This window comes from Candidatus Pelagibacter sp. HIMB1709 (assembly GCF_052047635.1).
In the GTDB taxonomy this organism is placed as follows: Bacteria; Pseudomonadota; Alphaproteobacteria; order Pelagibacterales; family Pelagibacteraceae; genus Pelagibacter.
The window spans coordinates 969,769-991,306 of the sequence record NZ_JBNAJW010000001.1 but is presented as its reverse complement, the minus strand read 5'-3'; the positions used below and the strand labels follow the sequence as shown (position 1 = coordinate 991,306).

General features: G+C 28.1%; 23 protein-coding genes. 10 read left to right on the top strand and 13 right to left on the bottom strand.

Annotated elements, in window-relative coordinates:
* Position 1: 1 nt before the first annotated feature.
* From ybeY to ACTTAR_RS05385, 5 genes are read right to left on the bottom strand one after another with little or no spacing between them, the layout of a single operon-like run.
* Positions 2-463 carry an rRNA maturation RNase YbeY gene (gene ybeY, locus ACTTAR_RS05405; protein ID WP_440681346.1) on the bottom strand — a complete coding sequence of 154 codons (462 nt, stop codon included), beginning with the start codon at positions 461-463 and terminating at the stop codon, positions 2-4.
* Positions 456-1,451: a PhoH family protein gene (locus ACTTAR_RS05400; protein ID WP_440681348.1), complete on the bottom strand. Its 996-nt coding sequence runs from the start codon at positions 1,449-1,451 to the stop codon at positions 456-458. Before ACTTAR_RS05400 ends, ybeY begins: the two co-directional genes overlap by 8 nt.
* A gap of 3 nt (positions 1,452-1,454) precedes the next feature.
* On the bottom strand, positions 1,455-2,810 hold the full coding sequence (miaB, locus tag ACTTAR_RS05395; protein WP_440681349.1) for a tRNA (N6-isopentenyl adenosine(37)-C2)-methylthiotransferase MiaB: 1,356 nt from the start codon (positions 2,808-2,810) through the stop codon (positions 1,455-1,457).
* A complete protein-coding gene (locus ACTTAR_RS05390; RefSeq protein WP_440681350.1) occupies positions 2,788-3,198 on the bottom strand; it encodes a Fur family transcriptional regulator in 411 nt (136 codons plus the stop codon). The genes miaB and ACTTAR_RS05390 overlap by 23 nt, the downstream gene beginning before the upstream one ends.
* Before the next feature lie 8 nt (positions 3,199-3,206).
* The gene (locus tag ACTTAR_RS05385) at positions 3,207-3,593 is read right to left on the bottom strand and encodes a peptidase M22 (protein WP_440681352.1); all 387 of its coding nucleotides are present in this window, start codon (positions 3,591-3,593) and stop codon (positions 3,207-3,209) included.
* Between ACTTAR_RS05385 and ACTTAR_RS05380 the strand changes: the two genes are divergently transcribed.
* On the top strand, positions 3,547-4,602 hold the full coding sequence (locus ACTTAR_RS05380; protein ID WP_440681353.1) for a polysaccharide deacetylase family protein: 1,056 nt from the start codon (positions 3,547-3,549) through the stop codon (positions 4,600-4,602). The two genes, ACTTAR_RS05385 and ACTTAR_RS05380, sit on opposite strands and share 47 nt — an antisense overlap.
* Here ACTTAR_RS05380 and ACTTAR_RS05375 read toward each other — a convergent pair.
* From ACTTAR_RS05375 to murJ, 4 genes are read right to left on the bottom strand one after another with little or no spacing between them, the layout of a single operon-like run.
* Entirely contained in the window at positions 4,599-5,666 is a 1,068-nt protein-coding gene (locus ACTTAR_RS05375; protein ID WP_440697910.1) for a glucosaminidase domain-containing protein, read from the bottom strand. The genes ACTTAR_RS05380 and ACTTAR_RS05375 overlap by 4 nt on opposite strands.
* A 5-nt stretch (positions 5,667-5,671) precedes the next feature.
* On the bottom strand, positions 5,672-6,211 hold the full coding sequence (locus ACTTAR_RS05370) for a NifU family protein (protein ID WP_440681355.1): 540 nt from the start codon (positions 6,209-6,211) through the stop codon (positions 5,672-5,674).
* A 52-nt stretch (positions 6,212-6,263) separates the two neighbouring features.
* On the bottom strand, positions 6,264-7,265 hold the full coding sequence (gene trpS / locus ACTTAR_RS05365) for a tryptophan--tRNA ligase (protein WP_440681356.1): 1,002 nt from the start codon (positions 7,263-7,265) through the stop codon (positions 6,264-6,266).
* A 4-nt stretch (positions 7,266-7,269) separates the two neighbouring features.
* Positions 7,270-8,799 carry a murein biosynthesis integral membrane protein MurJ gene (murJ, locus tag ACTTAR_RS05360; protein WP_440697909.1) on the bottom strand — a complete coding sequence of 510 codons (1,530 nt, stop codon included), beginning with the start codon at positions 8,797-8,799 and terminating at the stop codon, positions 7,270-7,272.
* A gap of 123 nt (positions 8,800-8,922) precedes the next feature.
* Between murJ and ACTTAR_RS05355 the strand changes: the two genes are divergently transcribed.
* A complete protein-coding gene (locus ACTTAR_RS05355; RefSeq protein ID WP_440681358.1) occupies positions 8,923-11,208 on the top strand; it encodes an NADP-dependent malic enzyme in 2,286 nt (761 codons plus the stop codon).
* Here the strand turns inward: ACTTAR_RS05355 and ACTTAR_RS05350 are convergent, their stop codons facing one another.
* Both ACTTAR_RS05350 and rsmI read right to left on the bottom strand, forming a co-directional pair.
* Positions 11,209-11,805: a BON domain-containing protein gene (locus ACTTAR_RS05350; protein ID WP_440681359.1), complete on the bottom strand. Its 597-nt coding sequence runs from the start codon at positions 11,803-11,805 to the stop codon at positions 11,209-11,211.
* Positions 11,795-12,658, bottom strand: coding sequence for a 16S rRNA (cytidine(1402)-2'-O)-methyltransferase (gene rsmI / locus ACTTAR_RS05345; protein ID WP_440697908.1), 864 nt, complete (start codon positions 12,656-12,658; stop codon positions 11,795-11,797). The genes ACTTAR_RS05350 and rsmI overlap by 11 nt, the downstream gene beginning before the upstream one ends.
* A gap of 33 nt (positions 12,659-12,691) precedes the next feature.
* Here rsmI and ACTTAR_RS05340 point away from each other — a divergent pair, with 33 nt between their 5' ends.
* Positions 12,692-13,846 (top strand): ABC transporter substrate-binding protein, encoded by a 1,155-nt coding sequence (locus tag ACTTAR_RS05340; protein ID WP_440681361.1) that lies wholly within the window; start codon positions 12,692-12,694, stop codon positions 13,844-13,846.
* Here ACTTAR_RS05340 and rdgB read toward each other — a convergent pair.
* Positions 13,830-14,432 (bottom strand): RdgB/HAM1 family non-canonical purine NTP pyrophosphatase, encoded by a 603-nt coding sequence (gene rdgB, locus ACTTAR_RS05335; RefSeq protein ID WP_440697907.1) that lies wholly within the window; start codon positions 14,430-14,432, stop codon positions 13,830-13,832. The two genes, ACTTAR_RS05340 and rdgB, sit on opposite strands and share 17 nt — an antisense overlap.
* A 36-nt stretch (positions 14,433-14,468) precedes the next feature.
* Here rdgB and ACTTAR_RS05330 point away from each other — a divergent pair, with 36 nt between their 5' ends.
* From ACTTAR_RS05330 to ACTTAR_RS05300, 7 genes are all read left to right on the top strand, one after another.
* Complete coding sequence (locus ACTTAR_RS05330) at positions 14,469-15,122, top strand: nucleotide exchange factor GrpE (RefSeq protein WP_440681363.1); 654 nt, start codon at positions 14,469-14,471, stop codon at positions 15,120-15,122.
* A 61-nt stretch (positions 15,123-15,183) separates the two neighbouring features.
* Positions 15,184-17,109 carry a molecular chaperone DnaK gene (dnaK, locus tag ACTTAR_RS05325; RefSeq protein ID WP_440697906.1) on the top strand — a complete coding sequence of 642 codons (1,926 nt, stop codon included), beginning with the start codon at positions 15,184-15,186 and terminating at the stop codon, positions 17,107-17,109.
* Between the two features lie 29 nt (positions 17,110-17,138).
* Complete coding sequence (dnaJ, locus tag ACTTAR_RS05320) at positions 17,139-18,266, top strand: molecular chaperone DnaJ (RefSeq protein WP_440681365.1); 1,128 nt, start codon at positions 17,139-17,141, stop codon at positions 18,264-18,266.
* A gap of 45 nt (positions 18,267-18,311) precedes the next feature.
* Complete coding sequence (locus tag ACTTAR_RS05315) at positions 18,312-18,494, top strand: hypothetical protein (RefSeq protein WP_440681366.1); 183 nt, start codon at positions 18,312-18,314, stop codon at positions 18,492-18,494.
* 12 nt (positions 18,495-18,506) lie between these two features.
* A complete protein-coding gene (gene dapB, locus ACTTAR_RS05310) occupies positions 18,507-19,283 on the top strand; it encodes a 4-hydroxy-tetrahydrodipicolinate reductase (protein WP_440681367.1) in 777 nt (258 codons plus the stop codon).
* A complete protein-coding gene (gene nth / locus ACTTAR_RS05305) occupies positions 19,283-19,936 on the top strand; it encodes an endonuclease III (RefSeq protein ID WP_440681368.1) in 654 nt (217 codons plus the stop codon). Before dapB ends, nth begins: the two co-directional genes overlap by 1 nt.
* Before the next feature lies 1 nt (position 19,937).
* Positions 19,938-20,867, top strand: coding sequence for an adenosine kinase (locus ACTTAR_RS05300; protein WP_440697905.1), 930 nt, complete (start codon positions 19,938-19,940; stop codon positions 20,865-20,867).
* A gap of 102 nt (positions 20,868-20,969) precedes the next feature.
* Here the strand turns inward: ACTTAR_RS05300 and ACTTAR_RS05295 are convergent, their stop codons facing one another.
* Complete coding sequence (locus tag ACTTAR_RS05295) at positions 20,970-21,533, bottom strand: winged helix-turn-helix domain-containing protein (protein ID WP_440697904.1); 564 nt, start codon at positions 21,531-21,533, stop codon at positions 20,970-20,972.
* Between the last annotated feature and the right edge of the window lie 5 nt (positions 21,534-21,538).

Sequence of the window (21,538 nt, the reverse complement as noted above, 5' to 3'; positions counted from 1 at the left end):
TTTAATTTATTTTGGAAATTACTGATTGATAAATTTTTTCTTCTTCTTTCAACATTTTAAAATAATCTTTATTTTTAATATGATCAAAGCCTAGTAAATGCAAAAAACCATGAATGAATATTTTAATTATTTTTTCTTTAAATTGTTTTATATTTTGTGATTTAGGTTTGTTTATAAAATTAAAACTTATAATTATATCTCCTAAATAAGTTTCTTTAGAAATCTTTGTTTTTCTGTTTAAAGGAAATGATAAAATATCAGTAGATTTATTTTTATTTCTAAAATTTTTGTTTAATATTTTAATGTTTTGATTATTTGATAATAACAATGTTAAACTAACTTTTTTATTAAAAAATCTATATTTTTTTGGAAAAGCGTTGCAAATTTTTTTAAAAAAAAGTTGCTTATTTTTTAACTTTTTTGACCAAGCCTTCTCTTCAGAGAAGACATTTATATTAATCATTTTGTGAGTATGCTTTTACTATTTTTGAAACAAGAGGATGTCTTACAACATCAGAATGATCAAAATCTACAATCGAAATCTCATTTAAATGACCTAATAGTTCTTTTGATCTAACTAAGCCTGACATACTTTTGTTTGGTAAATCTATTTGAGTTGGATCTCCATTTACAACTATTTTTGAATTCTCTCCGATTCTTGTAAGGAACATTTTTATTTGAGTATCAGTTGCATTCTGAGCTTCATCCAAAATTGCAAATGAATTTTTAAGAGTTCGTCCTCTCATAAAAGCTAATGGAGCAATTTCAATATCTCCTATTTCTATCATTCTTTGTATTTTTTCAAAATCAAACAGATCATACAATGAATCGTAAAGTGGTCTTAGATATGGATCTACTTTTTCCTTCATATCACCAGGAAGAAATCCTAATCTCTCACCAGCTTCCACTGCAGGTCGAGATAAAATTATTCTTTCTATTTTTTTTTCTAATAACATCGTTAAACCAACAGCAACAGCCAGAAAGGTTTTGCCTGTTCCTGCGGGCCCTGCAGAAATAATTATATCGCTTTGTCTTAAAGCCCTAACATAACCTTTTTGTTTTTCAGATCTTGGGATGATAGATTTTTTTGGAGTTTTAATTATATCAGTAACATTATTATTTTTTACTTTTTCATTAATCATAAATTTATCAATAGATGAAACAATATCTTTATTTTCAATTGAGCCATTATTAATAAATTGATTAGCCAAGAATTGAATAGCATTCTTAATAAGTTCATTTGTTTCGGTATTTGATTTAATCATTATTGAGTTTCCTCTAGAATACAAATTAGAATTAGTCATTTTTTCTAATTCTTTTAAATTTTTATTAAACTCTCCTGCAACTCCCATCAATAAATCATTATCATGAAATATTACGCTTAATGAATTATTATCCGAGTAAACAAACTTTAAAGATGCGTTGATATTTTGTTTATTTGTATTTTGCAAAATCTAGGCTACCTTTTGTTTTGTATCATGGATGAGTTCACCAAATAAAGTATTTCTATTGCTATTCTTTATTTTAACCTTCACAACTTTTCCAACATGTTCATTTTTACCATCAAAAATTACAGATGTCATAAATTCAGATCTACCAAAAACTTTGGTTTTGTCTTCAGTTAAATTTTCCACTAAAACATCGATTATTTTATTTTCTAAATTCTTATTCATCTTAATTTGATTTTCAAACAAAAGATTTTGAACTAATTCCAATCTCTCCATAGAAATTTTTCTATCAACTTGAACTAAATTCTCTGCTTTTGTTCCAGGTCTTGGGCTGAATATAAAAGAATATGAATTTATAAAATTCACTTTTTTTATTAATTCTATCGTATCCTGGAAATCTTTCTCACTTTCACCAGGATAAGCTAAAATAAAATCACTTGAAAACTCAATTTTTGGATTAATTTTTTTTAGTTTATCAAATGTTTTTAAATATTCACTAATTGTATGTTTTCTATTCATTAATTTTAAAACATTATCAGAACCACTCTGAACTGGAAGATGAACTAATGGCATTAATTTTTTAGAGAACTTATAAACTTCAATCAGATCATTTGTCATATCTTTTGGATGTGATGTTGTATATCTAATTCTCTCAACCTTATCTATTTTTTCAATTTCTAAAATTAAATTTGATAATCTTTTTCCATTATCATCATATGCATTAACATTTTGTCCTAGCAATATAATTTCTTTAGCACCATTATCAGCTAAATATTTTGCCTCATTTATAATTTGACTAAATGGTCTTGAGTATTCTGGTCCACGTGTATAAGGAACAACACAAAAATGGCAAAACTTATCACACCCTTCTTGAATAGTTAAAAAAGATGAAACCTTACCAGTTTCATTTTTTATTTTACTTAAATATTCAAACTTAGAGACAGCATCAAAATCTGTTTCTTCAATTTTTTTATTTTTTTCTTCATAATTTAAGATTGTTTCATTAATTTTATGATAAGATTGTGGACCAATAACAAGATCAATATAAGGTTCTCGCTTTAGCATTTCTTGATTTTCGGCTTGAGCAACACATCCAGCAATTATCACTAATGGTTTTTTTTCATTTCTAAAACTTTTTTTTACTCTCCCAATTTCTGAATAAACCTTTTCTTTTGCCTTATCTCTGATGTGGCAAGTATTTAATAAATAACAATCAGCATCTTCTTGGTTTTGCGTTTTCTGATAACCAATTTTTTTTACAGTATCAAATATTCTATTTGAATCGTATTCATTCATTTGACATCCGAATGTCTTAATAAAGATTTTTTTCATTTGACTTTTAGGATTTCTTTTTGATTCCATATAGCTCTAATTTATGATCAACTAAAGTATACCCATATTTCTCTGCTACTTTTTTTTGAAGCTTCTCTATGTCTTCATCAACAAATTCAATAATTTCACCTGATTTCACATCTATTAGATGATCATGATGACCCTCGTTAAGTTCTTCATATCTTGCCTTTCCCCCTTTAAATTCATGCTTAGCAAGTATTCCACTTTCTTCAAATAATTTTACTGTTCTGTAGACAGTGGCAATACTTATTTTCGAATCTATTTTTGATACTCTGTTATAAAGTTCATCTACATCAGGATGATCAGTGGACTCTGACATTACCTGGGCGATTACTCTTCTTTGATCTGTTAATTTTACACCTTTTGCTAAGCATTTTTGCTCAATGGTTTCGGACATATGATAACTTAACTTATATAAATGGGGTTAATCAAATTTTTTTTAATTTTAAATTTATCACATAATTCAGGTATATTTTTATGATTTAATTCTTTTTCACCTTTAAAATCCTGAAAACTGTAACAATAATAATCAATTTTTAATGCTAATTGGATAGCTTTAACAATTGAGATTGAATTTCTAATCCCCGCAAAGCTTCCTGGACCTCTATTAATATAAATCTTGCTAATATCACTCAAATCAAATTTATTAGATTTTAAAAATTCTTTAATTAACAAAGTTAATTTTTCATAATTTATTTTAGTATTATCATGAGTAATGCTGTAAATATCACTACTAGTAATAACCATGAGAAAAATTTTTGCTTCTGCTACATCTATAATAAGTTTATTCATATTTAGTTTATTATTCAGCTTTAGTTCTAAATCAGATGAAAATAATATCAAATATTATTCTAAAGATAACGGAATTTTATCAATAATGTATCATCGTTTTAATGAAACGAAATATCCATCTACAAATATTAATATGGATATTTTTAAAGAACACATAAAAATTATAAAAAATTCAAAATATAATTTTCTTAATCCAAATGAATTTGAAACTAAGTTTAAAATTTCTAAATCAAATAAAGAAATTTTATTGACTATTGATGATGGATTTGAATCATTCTACTTAGAAGCATGGCCTTTTTTAAAAGAGAATAAAATACCATTTATACTCTTTGTTTCAACTGAAGCAGTTGGAAAAAGAGGATATATGACATGGGATCAGATAAGAGAAGTCAGTTCAGAAGATTTTTCTTTAATTGGTCATCACTCCCATAGTCACGAATATCTAATCGATGAAGATACAAACAATTTTGTTTTAGATATTGCTAAAGCAAATGTAATATTTCAAAAGGAACTAGGAAATATACCAAATATTTTTTCCTATCCTTTTGGAGAATACTCTAAATTTATGAAAGATTATATATCTAAAAATTTTAAATTTGCTTTTGGTCAACATTCGGGTGTAATTGACATTAATAAAAATAAATTTGAATTACCAAGATTTCCAATAAATGAGAAATACGGAGAGTTAAAAAGATTTAAGTCAATAATAAATTATTATCCATTGGAATATAAAAAATTGTCACCAAATGAAAAACAACTAACAAAAGAAAATAACCCGCCAAAGTTTGAAGTTGAATTTTTTAAAGAACAACAAAATTTAAAAAATATTACATGTTATTCAAATGAAGGAAATAAATGGGAAAAATCTAAAACAAATTTTACAAATCAGGTTTTAACAATTGAATTTAGAGCTCCGTTTGAACCTAGAAGAGGTAGAGTAAATTGTTCGCTAAATGATAATGGAAAGTGGAGATGGTTTGGCGTTCAATTTCCAATTAAGACAAATTAAATCAAACTTTCTAAATCTTTACTAGAAGGTAGCAATCTTGCTTCATCAAAATCTTTTAAATTATTCTGTTCAATAATTTTTTGAAGAACATCAGTGTATTCTTTTCCTGTCTCTGCATACTTATCTAAATATTTTGATAATATTAAACTATCTAAAGGTTTATTTTTATTCCTAAAATCTGTTCTAGCTTTCCTTAAATTTTTATATGAAGAATGTGTATTCAAATTTCTCAGATATGCTCTTACCGAAAGTTGCAAACTATGAAATTTCATCACTTTGTGCTCTTTTCCATCCTCAGCATTTTTAGGTTTTAAACCTTCTCCAGACCAAGTCCATTGACCAAACAATGCGTTTCCTTTTAATGCAAATCTAGAAGTTCCCCAACCAGTTTCCTTTGCAGCTTGAGCAATCGCTAAAGAAACTGGAATTTCGTCCATTCTTATTTTTAATGTGGAAAAATCATTTTTCTTAACACCATATTGTTTGAATTTTTTTTCTAACCATTTCTTTTCAATTTCAGAATTACTGTTTTTATTTAAAATTGTGAAAAGTCTCTTTCTATCAATTCTAATTTTAGTATTTTCTTTAACTATTAAAGGTAAAACAATTTTGATGAACATTTCTTTTCTTTTTTTTGTATTTCCAATATTTTTTATTTCATTTGGCAAAAGACCTATATCGATTGGTTTTACTAATTTTGTTTTTCTTACGTCTTTAAGGGTGTAGTTAACTTCTTCAAATAACGCATCAATTTGAGATGTAGTAAATCTTACAAGGTTAATTTCAGAATTATTTTCTTCCAAAATATCATAAAGTAATTCTCTCTCATCATTTTCAACAAAAGAATCAATTTCCTCAACTTTTTTATCTCTTTTTAGAGCTTTATTTAAAATATTTTTAGAATTGTTTGTGTACTCTTCATTATTAAAGTTTTTTTCTGCAAAATTTATTAAAACTGGTGTTACATAAAAAAATGAAGTAACCATCAATGCACTTAATAAAAATCTTGATAGTACATTTAAACTTTGATCTTTAGAGTTTTCAGATTTTTTTATTTTTTTCATAATTATTAAACCGAAACAACTTCTTTAACCTCAGGTAAATAATGACATAATAAATTTTGAACCCCTTGTTTTAATGTCATTGTGGAGCTTGGACAGCCAGAACAACTTCCTTGCAACTGAACTGTAACTATTCCATCTTTAAATTCTTTAAATTTAATATCGCCACCATCTCTTGCTACTGCAGGTCTTATTTTCTGATCCAAAATTTTAACTATCTTCTCCTCAATTTCGGTTAAATTAGTTTCTTCATTTTCTGAATTTTCGTCTATTACAAACTCTTTGCCACTTGAATAAAAATCATTAATTAAAGAAATTACAATATGCTTTATTTCATCCCAATTAATATTACCTTTCTTATTAACGGATATAAAATCTTGCCCTAAAAATAAACCTTCAACACCATTAACTGATAATATATTTCGAACTAATTCATTTTTTACATCATCCTTATTTGTAATTTCATAAGGACCACTATTTGAAACCTTCTTGCCCGGAAGAAATTTCAAAGAATTTGGATTTGGTGTTACTTCAGTTTGCACAAACATAAAATTATATATAGTTAAATTTTTTAAAAATGAAACTTGATTATAAATTTTTCTAAAAACCTACTATTTCTTTCAATCTTTCAATCTTTTTAGATGCAATCGCATTAGCTTTTTCAACTCCTTCTAGAAGGATTTTGTCTAAATATGATTTATCATTTAAAAGTTTTTTAATTTCACTAGAAATAGGATTTATCTTATCAACTAATTGATCAGATAATCTTTCTTTAAATTCTGAGAAATTTTTCCCAGCAAATAAATCAACAGAATTTTGTAAAGATGAATTTGTCAAACTAGAATAAATACCTAATAAATTTTTTGCTTCTAATCTATTTTCAAGCTCATTTATATCTTTTGGCATTGGTAAGGGATCTGTTTTTGCTTTTTTAATTTTAATAATAATTTGATCTTTATCGTCTGTTAAATTTATTCTACTTAAATCTGACAACTCGGATTTGCTCATTTTTTTCGAACCATCTTTCAAACTCATTATTCTTGAGAATTCTTTTTGGATTAAAGGTTCAGGAACCTGTAAAAAATTTTCAATTTCAAAATCATTATTAAATTTTTGAGCTATATCTCTACATAATTCTAAATGCTGCTTTTGATCATCTCCAACTGGAACATGGGTAGCATCATATAACAGGATGTCTGCAGCCATTAAAACAGGATAAGAATAAAGACCGACACTTGCTTTTTCTTTATCTTTTCCAGCTTTCTCCTTAAATTGAGTCATTCTATTTAACCAACCCATTCTAGCTACACAGCTAAAAATCCATGCCCCTTCAGAATGAGCTGGAACTCTAGATTGGTTAAAAATAATACTTTTTTTTGGATCTATTCCACTTGCTACAAAAGTTGCAACAGTTTCTCTAATATTATTTTTTAATTCTTTTGGATCTTGCTTTACTGTAATCGCATGTAAATCCACAACACAAAAAATACATTCATTTTCATTATCATTATTTAAATCTACAAAATTTTTTATAGCCCCTAAATAATTTCCTAAATGAAGATTTCCTGTAGGCTGAACACCAGAAAATATTTTTTTACCCATATGACTAGTACTTTAATTTAATATCGTTCATTTGAAAAGCTTTGATGAAATAACATACAATTAAATAGAATAACAATCCTAATGCAACAGATAGAACTAAATATAAAGATTTAATTGATTGATTAAATGCTAATTCATTTTGAAAAAAAATTAACATAAAGTTAAAGAATAAACCCATAAGGATTGATGCAAAAATTATTTTAATAAATTTAATAAAAAATATTTGATTGAAATAAAATAATTGTCGATTTTTTAAAAATATAAATAATAGTACTGAATTAAACCATGATGAAATAGATGTTGCAATTGGAATAATTATAAAACCAATTTCTCTAAAAAAGTAAATACTAATAAAAATATTTAGCATTACTGAAATTAAAGAAATATAAAATGGAGTTTTGGTATCATAATTTGCAAAGAAAAAACTTGAAAAAACTTTTATTAAGGCAAATGCAGGTAGTCCTAATGCAAAATAATATAAAGCTAAACTTGAATTATTTACTGAATTTTCATTAAAAGAACCATAACCAAATAAAGCTGAAATAATTTGTTCTGATCCGATAACTAAAGCAATAGTTGCTGGAAGACTTAAAAATAAACTTAACTCAAGCGCTTTATTTTGTATTAGCAAAATTTTACTTTTTTTTCGAGATTGAATATGTCTTGATAACTGAGGAAGGATAACTACTCCAATTGCAATTCCAGCTATAGCTAAATTTATTTGATAAATTCTATCTGCATAATACAAATATGAAACTGCACTTGCTTGAAAAGACGCAATAATTGTTCCAATTAAAATATTAATTTGAGTTACACCAGAAGAAAATATACTTGGTAAAAGTTTTTTAAAAAAAAACTTAACTTTATTACTTACACTAAAATTAAAATCAAATTTAAGTGAGTAATATTTTGATACGTATTTATATAAAAATATTAACTGAAAAAAACCTGCTAAAGAAACACCATAAGACAAATAATAAACCAACTGATCACCTAAAGATTTAGAAAAGATTAAAACTAAAATTAAAATAATATTCAAAATTATTGGGGCTGCAGCTGCAGCTGCAAACTTGTTATGTGAGTTTAGAATTGCAGAAAAAAATGATGCTAAACAAATAAAAAATAAAAAAGGAAAAGTAATTCTTGTTAAATTTATTGCTGCTTCCATTTTTTCTAAGTCACCAACAAATCCTGGAGCAATGATTGAAACAAATGCAGGCATGAAAATTTCAATAATTATTGTTAAAAACAGTAGCCCTAAAAAAAGAAGATTAAAGACACTATTGGCAAACTTATTGGATTGTTTTTTTCCTTTAATTAATTCAGATGAATAACTTGGAACAAATGCTGCATTAAAGGTTCCCTCAGCAAACAATCTTCTAAACGTATTTGGAATTCTAAATGCTACAAAGAAAGCATCGGCCAACATTCCTGTACCAAGAAATATTGCAATTAAAATATCTCTTAAATAACCAAGCAACCTACTTATTATTGTATAAAACCCAAATGTGCCTGTTGACTTAAGTAAGTTCATAAATCATATTAGTCTTAATTTTACCCTAATTGTAAGCTTATTGTAAGGATATATAGATAAAATATTTAGAATAATAAAAATATTAAAAATTACAAAAAATATTTAACTTTGACTTATAGAGAAATGAAAAAAACAAAAATTGACCATTACACTGACAAAGAAGCTTTAGATTTTCATAAAGATAGAAGACCTGGAAAAATTGAAATCAGATCATCTAAAAACATGACAACTAAACGAGATCTTGCTTTAGCATATTCTCCAGGAGTGGCCGCTCCAGTTAAAAAAATTAGTGAAAATCCTGAAGCTGCATATGATTACACTAGTAAAGGAAATTTGGTTGCAGTAATTAGTAATGGTTCAGCAATTTTAGGAATGGGAGATTTGGGAGCACTTGCCTCAAAACCTGTAATGGAAGGAAAGGCTGTATTATTTAAGAGATTTGCTGATATTGATTCAATAGATTTGGAGATAGATTCAAAAAACTCTGATGAGATTATCAACTCAATTAAAAATTTTGCACCGAGTTTTGGTGGAATTAATTTAGAAGACATAGCTGCTCCTGATTGTTTTATTATTGAGCAAAAATTAAAAGAAATTTTGGACATTCCAGTTTTTCATGATGATCAACATGGTACAGCAATTATAACAACAGCGGCATTAATTAATGCCTTAGATATAAGTGGCAAGTCTATTAAAGATATAAAAGTTGTTGTAAATGGTGCGGGAGCTTCTGCTATAGCTTGTACCGAATTATTTAAAAGTTCAGGGGTTCCTCATGAAAATGTCACCATGCTAGATAGAAAAGGTGTTATTTATAAGGGAAGAACGGAAGGAATAGATCAATGGAAATCAAGACATGCCATTGAAACTAAAAATAGAACTTTAGCAGAAGCTATTAATGGTGCCGATGTTTTTTTAGGTCTTTCAGCTAAAGGTGCATTAAAAAAAGAATTAGTAAAAACCATGGCAAAAAATCCAATTATATTTGCTTGTGCTAATCCAGATCCAGAGATAACACCAGAAGAAATTAACGAGGTAAGAGATGATGCAATTATAGCAACTGGTAGATCAGATTATCCAAACCAAGTAAATAATCTTATTGGATTTCCATACATATTTAGAGGTGCTCTCGATGTTAGATCAAAAATTATAAATGAAGAAATGAAGGTTGCAGCTGCTGAAGCTATAGCTAAGCTTGCTAGAGAAGATGTTCCTGACGAAGTAGCAGCAGCAATGGGTGGCGAAAGACCTCATTATGGAAAAGATTATATTATTCCATCTACTTTTGATCCAAGGTTAATAAGTGTAATTCCATCAGCAGTAGCTAAAGCAGCAATAGATAGTGGTGTAGCTAGAAAAAAAATTGAAAATTTTGATATTTATCGAGAACAACTAAAACAAAGATTGGATCCTACTGTTACAATCATGCAAGGAATAAATTCTTTTATAAAAAAAAATCAGAAAAAAATTGTATTTGCTGATGGTGAAGACGAGAACACTTTGAAAGCAGCAATAGCTTTCAAAAAAAATAAGCTTGGTATTCCAATATTAGTTGGAAAAGAAAGTAGAATAAAAGAACAATTAAAAAAAATTGGTTTTAGTGAAAACTTCGATATTGAAATTACAAATTCAAAAGATGAGCAAAAGAGAAAAAAATATGTTGGTCAATTATTTAAAAAATTACAGAGAGAACAAGGATTATTAGAACGTGATTGTGATAGAATGGTAAGAAATGATAGAGTTATATGGGCTACTAGTATGGTTGCCTGCGGAGATGCAGATGGTGCAGTGACTGGAAACACTAGGCGTTTTGGAGCTTCATTAGAAAAAATTAAGCAAGTTGTGGATGTTCGTAAAGGCGAGATTATGTATGGTCTAAATATGATTGTGCATAAAGGAAGAACTATTTTTATTGGTGACACAAGTGTTCATGAATACCCAACTTCTGAACAAATGGCAGATATAGCCACTTCTGCAGCAAGAGTAGTAAGGCTTTTTGGATTTAATCCTAAGGTTGCATTTGTATCGCATTCAACTTTTGGACAACCTTTAACCAGCAGAACAAAACACATTAGAAGCTCAGTAGAAATTCTAAAAGAAAGAGAGGTTGACTTTGAATTTGATGGTGACATGCAGCCAGATGTAGCTCTTAATTCTGATTATCAGGAATTGTATCCATTCGCAAAAATTGTTGGAAAAGCAAATATCCTAATAATGCCAGGACAACACAGTGCAGCAATTTCATACAAGTTGATGAAAACTATTGGAGATGCAAAAGTCATAGGCCCATTACTAATCGGGCTTGGGCTTCCAATTGAAATTGCTCCATTAAGATCTTCAACGTCTGAAATTTTAAATCTTGCATCTGTCGCTGCATACTCTTCTGAAATTATAGATTACAAGAAATAACTATTCTCTTTGTATTCTTAAATCTTCTACTAACAAAATACTTGCAATGACATCCTCTACATCTAGAATTTCTTCTGCTTCACTAATTACCAGCTCTTTTTCTTCTGCGGTCAATGCTATTCCATAAATATAAATTTTACTTTTGTGGGTATCGATTTGGAAATTTGTAGCTTTAATATTTTTGTTTACAATTAAAGCAGTTCTTAATTGTGAAGTTATTAATAAATCTTTTGCTGATTGTTTTAAATTAAACTCTTCTTTTATTTTAATATCATTTCTTACTGATCTAGCACCTTTAGTTTCCCATGCAATTTTCGTTATGTGTAATTTTTCTTCTGGTGTATTTACTTTTCCAGTGATAAAAATTCTTCCATCTAATACTTTAGTTTTAACAGCTAAAAAATATTTTTTATCTTTAGCAAGGATTTTTGTCGTAATACTTTTTTGCATAATAGAATCATCAATTTGAGTACCCACTGTTCTTGGATCTAAAGCAACAGACACCCCACTTCCTAAAATTCCCTTTGATGCTACACCAGCTGCACATCCTGACAACACAATTGCAAAAAAAATTAGTACTAAAAACTTAAATTTCATTTTTTAATTTTAAACAGTAATCATAAATCACTTTTTTTGGCACATTTTTGTTTGAACTAATAATTTGAGTAATTTCTCTTATTGAAAATTTATTTATCATTTTATTTATTATAACTTTATCTGATTCACTTAATTTATGTGAATTAATTTTTCCATCTTTTTTTTCAGATATTACAACCGTACACTCACCTTTAGGTTCTTTTTCAAAAGGTTTTAAGTCATCTACATTATCTCTAATAAATTCCTCATATAATTTAGTCATCTCCCTACAAAATATAATTTTTCTTCCAGAAAAATATTTTTTTAACTCTGGTATAATTTTATTAATTTTTTTAAAAGAAACAAAAAAAACCAAAGAATGATTAAATTCTGAAAGACGTTTTAATTCATTTGATATTTCATTTTTTTTTTCAGGAAAAAACCCATAAAACAAAAACTTATCAGAAAAACCACTTATTGAGATTGCAGTAGAAACAGCTGAGGGTCCAGGTATTGGGAAAATAGCAATATTCTCATCGATACAAGTATTAATTAAAATTTCTCCTGGATCAGAAATACTTGGCGTACCAGCATCAGAGATTATTGAAATGATTTTTCCTGATTTTAAAAAATTTATTATTTTACTAATATTTTTTTTTTCATTAAATTTATGATTTGATATCAGGTCTGATTTTATTTCATATTTATTCATTAGAATTTTTGAAACTCTAGTATCCTCACATAGTATAAAATCAGATTTTTTTAATGTTTCTATTGCCCTTAGTGTAATATCGTCTAAATTTCCTAGGGGAGTTGAAACTAAGTAAAGTCCACTTTGATAATCTTTTATTTTAGATTGTGGTTTAATTATCATAATTTAGCTAAAAAAATTTATAATAACATTAAAATGATAAAACTTATTAAAATTCTTTATATAATTTTTGTAAGCTTTGTTTGTTTATTTTTTCAAACAGCTAAAGCAAATGAGAAAATAAAAATAGGATTACTAGTTCCTATGACTGGTCCAAATAAAGATATTGGAAAATCTATAATAAAAGCAGTCAGTCTTGCTGTAAAAGACATTAATAATAATCAAATAGAAATTTTTCCAAAAGATACTGCCTCACGAGCAAATCAAACACTCAAATCGGCATTTGAATTGAGTCAAATGGGTATAAAAGTTGTAATAGGACCTGTCTTTCATGAAAGTCTGACTTACTTAGATGAGATGGAAAATTTAATCTTTTTATCCTTAACAAATAAGACGTTAGATCTTCCAAAAAATGTTATTTCAGCAGGAATAAACTCAACATCACAAATAAATACAATAAAAAAATTTCTAGAGATAAATAATATTCAAAGAACGCTTTTTTTAACTCCTATAACTAATTATGAATTTGAAGTTAAAAAAGGTTTGAAAAACTCTAAAATTAAAATTTATAAGAATTATGAGTATAACACCGAGCCAACAAAATTAACAAAACAAATAGAGGATATTACAAATTACAAAATTAGAAAAAAAAACTTGGAGGATGAAATTAATAGAATTAAAAATTCTAATGAACCAAACAAGAAAATAAAAATAAGAAATTTGGAAAAAAAATACACTTTGGGTAATTTAAATTTTGATGCAGTTGTAATTGCTGATTTTGATGAAAGTTTAAAAAGTGTAGCAACTTCTTTACTATACACAGATGTTTTGCCTGAAAATAAATATTTTATTGCTTTAAACCAATGGTTTGATGAAGGTTTGTTAAAACAAACTGATATTCAACCTTTATATTATCCATCAATCAATAAAAATAATTTTGATGATTACAAAATAAAATATTTTAATGCATTTGGTGAGGACCCCTCTCACCTATCTCTTTTAAGTTATGATCTTGTTGGTCTTGTCTATTATTTGTCCTTAAATACTGATCTAAAAAAACTAAACAAAATTTTTCAAAGAAAAAATTCTTTTAAAGGCAAAATAGGAATTTTTGATATTAAAAATAATAAGATTAATCACAAATTAAATTTTTATAAAATAGAAAATCAAGAACTTATAGAAATTTTTTAAGTTTTTTAAAAGCCTGATATCTATGATCTATTTTATATTTGTGAGAAGGTTTCATTTCACTAAAAGTTTTTATCTCTTTAGATGGAATAAAAATTGGATCATAACCAAATCCGTTTTTACCTCTTGGTTCATTTGAAATTTTACCATCTACTTTTCCTAATACACATGCAATTTTTTTATTTAAAAAAGAAATAGATAAAGCGCAGACAAATCTGGCTTTAATTTTTTTATTTTTCCAATTTTTATCTTTTTTATTTAACTCTCTATAAACTCTTTTTATGGCTTTATTAAAATCTCCACGTTTTCCACCCCAACGGGCTGAAAAAATTCCAGGTTTTTTATCTAAAAGGTCTATCTCAAGACCAGAATCATCCGCCAAACAGATTAATTTTGTTTTTTTTGAAAAATATTTTGATTTAATTAACGAATTTTCCCTGAAAGTTTTGCCATTTTCTGCTGGACTTTTTAGATTATACTGTGAAGTTGAGTAAATTTTAATATTTTTTGGCAACAAGCTTCTGATTTCTCTTAATTTACCCTTATTATTTGTACCGATTAGTAAACTATTAATTTTTTGTTTAAGCATCTAGAAATTATTAAAATCCTTACCATATAAGTGGTTATGGAAAAAGAAGAAAGCCAAATTAACACTAATCAAAGCCAAAATGATAATGTGGATAAAGAAACTGCAAAATCTGATGAAAATCCAAAAGGCGAAGACCAACAAGAAGTAAATCAAGAACCAAAAGAAGAAGTTAAAGAGCCTACCCCAGAAGAAAAGATTGCTGAGCTTGAGGATAAAGTTGCTAGAACTTTTGCTGAAATGGAAAATCAGAGAAGAAGATTTGAAAAAGAAAAAGAGGATGCATTTGAGTATGGTGGTTATAGTTTTGCTAAAGAGGCATTAAATTTAATTGATAATTTAGATCGATCCAAACATGTTTTAGAAAATGATGAAAAACTTAAAGACACAGAAGCTTTAAAAAAAACTTTAGAGCACTTAGATATAATTAAAAAAGATCTGATCTCTATATTTGAAAAAAATAATATTAAACCAATTGATAGTCTTAACAAAAAATTAGATCCAAATTTTCATCAAGCTATGATGGAAATAGAAGATGATACAAAAGAACCAGGTACAATTATTCAGGAAATTCAAAAAGGTTTTACCATAAAAGATAGGTTACTTAGACCTTCGTTAGTAGGAGTGTCAAAAAAAGTAACAAAAAAAGATGAAAAAACTGAGGAAATTAAGGAAAATTCAGAGGACAAATAATTATGAGGTCAACTTGTAGTTTTAAATTTAAACCCTATATGACGAAAGAGAGCAAATAATAATGAGTAAAATAATTGGAATTGATTTAGGAACAACTAATTCTTGTGTTGCCATAATGGAAGGGACTCAAGCTAAAGTTTTAGAAAATGCTGAGGGTGCAAGAACAACTCCTTCGGTAGTCGCATTCACTGATGAAAATGAAAAATTAATTGGTCAACCAGCTAAGAGACAAGCTGTTACTAATCCTGAAAATACAATTTTTGCAGTTAAAAGATTAATTGGAAGAAACTTTGATGATCCAACTGTTAAAAAAGATGTAGAAGCAGCCCCTTTTAGGATTGTTAATTCTGAAAAGGGCGATGCATGGATTGAAGCTAAAGGTGAAAAATACTCACCTTCACAAATCTCAGCATTTATTCTTCAGAAAATGAAAGAAACTGCAGAAAAATATTTAGGACAATCTGTAGAAAAAGCAGTTATTACTGTGCCAGCATACTTTAATGATGCTCAAAGACAAGCAACAAAAGATGCAGGTAAAATTGCAGGACTTGAAGTTTTAAGAATTATTAATGAGCCTACAGCTGCATCCCTTGCCTATGGTCTAGATAAAAAACAAAATAAAAAAATCGCTGTGTATGATTTAGGTGGTGGAACTTTTGATGTTTCTATTCTAGAGCTTGGTGATGGTGTTTTTGAAGTTAAATCTACTAATGGAGATACTTTTTTAGGAGGTGAAGATTTTGATAATGCTGTTGTTGATTATTTAATCTCTGAATTTAAGAAGGATAATGGAATTGATCTAAAATCTGATAAACTCGCGCTGCAGAGATTAAAGGAAGCCGCTGAGAAAGCAAAAATTGAATTATCATCAGCTGAACAAACTGATATTAACTTACCATTTATCACAGCTGATAAAACAGGTCCAAAACATATTAATTTAAAAATGACTAGAGCAAAACTTGAAGCTCTTGTAGAGGACTTAATTGCTAAAACTTTACCTCCTTGTAAAACAGCTTTGAAAGACGCTGGAATTAATGCAAGTGAGATTGATGAAGTTGTAATGGTAGGTGGTATGACAAGAATGCCAAAAGTTATTGAAGAGGTAAAAAACTTCTTTGGTAAAGATCCAAACAAAAGTGTAAATCCCGATGAAGTTGTTGCAATGGGCGCGGCTATCCAAGCAGGAGTATTGCAAGGAGATGTAAAGGATGTTCTATTGTTGGATGTTACCCCATTGTCTCTGGGAATCGAAACTTTAGGTGGAGTTTCTACAAAATTAATTGATAAAAACACAACAATACCAACAAAAAAAAGCCAAGTTTTCTCAACTGCTGAAGATAATCAACCAGCTGTTTCTATTAGAGTGCTGCAAGGTGAGAGAGAAATGGCTACTGATAATAAATTGCTTGGAAACTTCGAGCTAGTAGGTATTGCACCGGCTCCGAGAGGAGTGCCTCAAATTGAAGTTACTTTTGATATTGATGCTAATGGTATTGTGAATGTTTCTGCAAAAGATAAAGGAACTGGTAAAGAACAAAAAATTCAAATTCAAGCATCAGGTGGATTAAGTGATGAAGAAATTGAAAAAATGGTTAAAGATGCTGAAGCTAACAAGGAAGCTGACAAAAAGAAAAGAGAGTCCGTTGATGTTAGAAATCAGGCAGACACTTTAATTCACTCTACTGAGAAAAATTTAAAAGAACATGGAACAAAAGTTTCAGATGCAGAGAAAAAAGCAATTGAAGACGCTTCATCTTCTTTAAAAGAAGCCTTAAAAAGTGAAGATATTGAGGATATCAAGAAAAAAACTGAAGCTTTAGTTCAAGCTTCAATGAAACTTGGAGAAGCAATCTATAAATCGCAACAAAATGCAAAACCTGAATCTGGTAAAGATGATGGTGGAAATGATGCAGGCAAAAAAGACGAGAATGTTGTTGATGCTGATTTCGAAGAAGTAAAAGACGAAAATAAGGAAAAAAGCGCTTAAATTGACATTTAACTGTCTGGGGTAATTTGATGGCTAAAAGAGACTATTATGATGTCCTGGGCGTTAACAAAAGCGCAAGTCCTGAAGAATTAAAATCCGCATATAGAAAATTAGCAGTAAAATATCATCCTGATAAAAATCCAGGAGACAGTGCTGCTGAGGAAAAATTTAAAGAGGCTAGTGAAGCCTACGGAATTCTTTCAGATAAAGAAAAAAAACAAAACTACGATAATTTTGGTCACGCAGCATTTGAAAATGGTGGTGGTAGACCAGGGGGAGGTTTTGGGGGATTCAGTGGTGCAGATTTTTCAGATATTTTTGAGGATTTCTTTGGAGATTTTGGAGGCGGTGGAAGATCAAGAAGTAGGAAGTCTAACAATCGAGGTTCTGACCTAAGATATGATTTAACAATTTCACTTGAGGATGCTTATCACGGAAAGAAACAGGACATTAAATTCTCTACAACAGAACAATGTGGGACATGTAAAGGGAATGGATCTAAACCAGGTTATTCTCCTGATAGATGTTCATACTGTGGGGGTAATGGTAGAATAAGATCTAATCAAGGTTTCTTTACAGTTCAACAAACTTGCCCACAATGTAATGGCAATGGAGAAGAAATTACTAATCCCTGTAATGATTGTAACGGTCAAGGTAAAAAACAAGCATCAAAAAAAATATCTGTAACAATTCCCAAGGGAGTAGATGATGGAACTAGAATAAGGTTAGCTGGTAAAGGTGAAGCTGGAACTAGAGGTGGCGCAACAGGAGATCTTTATTTATTTATTAACATCAACTCACACGACCTATTTAAAAGATCAGATGAGAATTTATTTTTTGAATTTCCTCTATCTCTAGCTGATGCTGCCTTAGGGACTACTATTGAAATCCCAACTATTGATGGCGGAAAAGCAAAAATAAAAATACCTGATGGAACTCAAAATGGTAAACAATTTAGATTAAAAGGAAAAGGGATGCCTTTTATGAGAAGAGGTGATTTTGGTGATTTATATGTACAGGTAAAAACGGAGGTACCCGTTTACTTAAATAAGAAACAGAAAGAATTATTAGAACAATTTAGAGAAATTGAAAATGACAAATCAAATCCAAGTATTAAAAAATTTTTTGAAAAAGCAAAAAGTTTCTGGAAAAACTAGTCAATAGTGGTAAGATTTTTCATTGTTTACATAATTTACTTCTAAATGAACATTTTTTTGAAAAACATTATTACTTTAGTTTTGCTTACATTTTTTATCCAGGGATGCACAACAGCATTAACAGTAGTGGACGAAACTGTTGCAACGACTACAAAAGTAGTTACAGGAACTGTTAAAGGAGTAGCACATATTACAACTTGTCCATTTACAGAAAAAAAATGTTTTTAATGTTAAAAAGTTATGAAGAAAATTAATTTAGCTATTTCAGGATGTATGGGTAGGATGGGCCAGCAGCTAATTAAATCTTCAATAAAAAATAAAAATTTTAAACTAGTTGCGCTTACAGAAAACAGAACAGTAAATAAGAGATTTAATGGAATTAAACCTGAGTTTAATTCTGAAAATGCATTTAAAAAAACAGATATAATTATTGATTTTACTATCCCTGAATGCACCCTGGAAATATTAAAAATAGCCTCTAAACTTAAGAAAAAAATAGTGATTGGAACTACTGGATTTACCAGAAGTCAAGAAAATCAAATCAAAAAGTATTCAAAAAAAATATCTATTTTAAAAGCTGGTAATATGAGCCTTGGTGTAAATTTATTAATGTATTTAACTGAGATTGCTTCAAAATCATTGAATGATGAATACTTGAGCAAAATACTTGAAGTACACCACAAACATAAAAAAGATTATCCTTCTGGTACTGCACTGATGCTTGGTAAAGGAATTGCTGATGGAAAAAATAAAAATTTGTATGATTTAATTGGAAAAAAATATTTAAATAAAAAAACATTCCCTTATGGTAACAAAATTAATTTTAATTCTATAAGAAAAGGAGAAATAATTGGAGAACACGAGGTAAAATTCTCAAGTGGAAAAGAAATAATTACATTAAATCATGAGGCTTTTGATAGAGCTCTTTACTCAGATGGTGCCTTAGCTGCTTCTGAGTGGTTAATGAAAAAAAAACCAGGCCTATATTCAATGAGAGACTTGCTTAACTTCTCATAATGAATGAAAAACAAAAAGCAAAAATAATCGTTAAAACTCTCAATAAAATTTATCCTAAAACCCCTGTTCCTCTAAAAAGTAAAAATACTTTTACACTATTAATCTCTGTATTACTTTCAGCACAATGTACTGATGTAAATGTAAATAATGTTACAAAAGATATATATCCAAAATACTATAAACCAGAACACTTTGTAAAATTAGGAAGAAAAAAAATTGAAAAATTAATTAGGAAAATTGGTATTTTTAGAATTAAAGCAAAAAGCATTTATCTAATGTCAAAACAAGTTTTAGAAAAACACAAGGGTAAAGTGCCAAAAACCTTTAAGGAATTGGAACAATTACCAGGGGTAGGACATAAAACAGCGAGTGTCGTGATGTCTCAAGGTTTTGGACTTCCAGCTTTTGCAGTTGATACGCATATCCATAGACTTGCACAAAGATGGGGTTTAACAAATGGAGAAAATGTAGTCCAAACTGAGAAAGACTTGAAAAGAATATTTCCTCAAAAAATATGGTCTAAACTACATTTACAAATAATTTTTTATGGAAGAGAATATTGCAAAGCCAGAGATTGTTTTGGTTTAAAATGCAAAATATGCACTAGTTGCTATCCAAAAAGAAGAAAACCTGTTATTACCAAAAAAGCTTAATATGAATATTTTAGGAATAGGAAATGCAATAGTAGATGTTATCTGTAGAGTTGATGATAACTTTATTTCTCAAAACAATCTTACAAAAAGTACAATGAAATTATTTTTTGATGAAAGTGAATTTGAAAATTTATTAAAAAATCTTAAAATTGAAAAAACTGTTTCTGGAGGTTCTGTGGCCAATTCTATAGTTGGACTATCTCAACTTGGAAATAAAGTAGGTTTTATTGGAAAAGTTTCTGATGATGACTTTGGAGATAAATATGAAAAAGGTCTAAAGCATGAAAATGTAGATTATTTTTATTCAAAGAAAAAAGAAAAATTACCAACAGGTAGTTGTTTGATTTTAATCACCCCAGATTCTGAGAGAACAATGTGTACTTTTCTAGGAACTGCAGGAAAAATTAATGAAAACGATGTTAGTATTGATGCTGTTAAAAACAGTGAGATAATATTTTTAGAAGGTTACTTATGGGATGAGGGTGAACCTAAGAAAGCATTTGATAAAGCTATAGATAACGCAAATAAAATCGCTATGTCTTTATCTGATCTGTTTTGTGTAGATAGACATAAACCTCACTTTTTAAACTTAGTAAAAAATAAAATTGATATAACCTTTGCAAACGAGCAAGAAATCATCTCATTAATTGAAGCAAAAAATTTTGATGAGGTTATAAACTTTTCAAAACAGCTTCATAAATTAGTAATTATAACAAGAGGAGAAAAAGGCGCCATTGCAATTAAAGGTGATGAAGTTGCTGAAAGCAACATACAAAAAAATTTAAATATTGTTGATCTTACAGGTGCTGGGGATCTTTTTGCAGCAGGATTTTTACATGGATATTTAAATAAATTTTCTATTAAAGAAAGCTTAGAAAAAGGGACTGAGATGTCATCAAAAGTAATTCAACAATTTGGGGCAAGACTATAATATTAACTTTTTTTTCGCTTAAAACTTCCCTTACCCTTTTTTGGTTTAACAATTTTTGATTTGTATTTTTTTGTAAATAGATCTCTAGCTACTGGATTTTTTTTATTGAATTTGATAGCCATTTTTGTTGTTGATTATAAAATTTTGATCTTTGAAAATTTTTAAAATTTTTTTTCTAAGTCTATAAATGTGAGTCTCTACAGTATGTGTTTCAATTTGTTTTTGATAATTCCAAACATTTAACTCCAACTCATCTATACTAACTGGAGTTTGTTTTTGATGTAAATAAGAAATTATATTAACCTCTTTCTCGGTAAGTTTTAATTTATTTTTTTCATTAAAAATTTCTCTTGAGTTTAAATTAAGAATATAGTTGTTTATTTTGATTTTAGATTGATTGTTGAATTGGTTTTTAATAAATAAAATATTAATTTTTTCTATAAGTCTAAATAATTTTACAGGATACGTATTTAAAATATGTTGATTCTGTATATTAGATATTTGTTTAGTTGTTAAAACAAGATAATTGGTAAGATTTTTAATTTTAATTGATAAATTCTTTTCATCTTTAATTTCAATAACATTTAAATTTAATTCTAGATCAATTTCCTTTAAAATTTGAAATAAAGGACTTAATTGATAAACTATTAAATTCTTACTGCTCATAATAG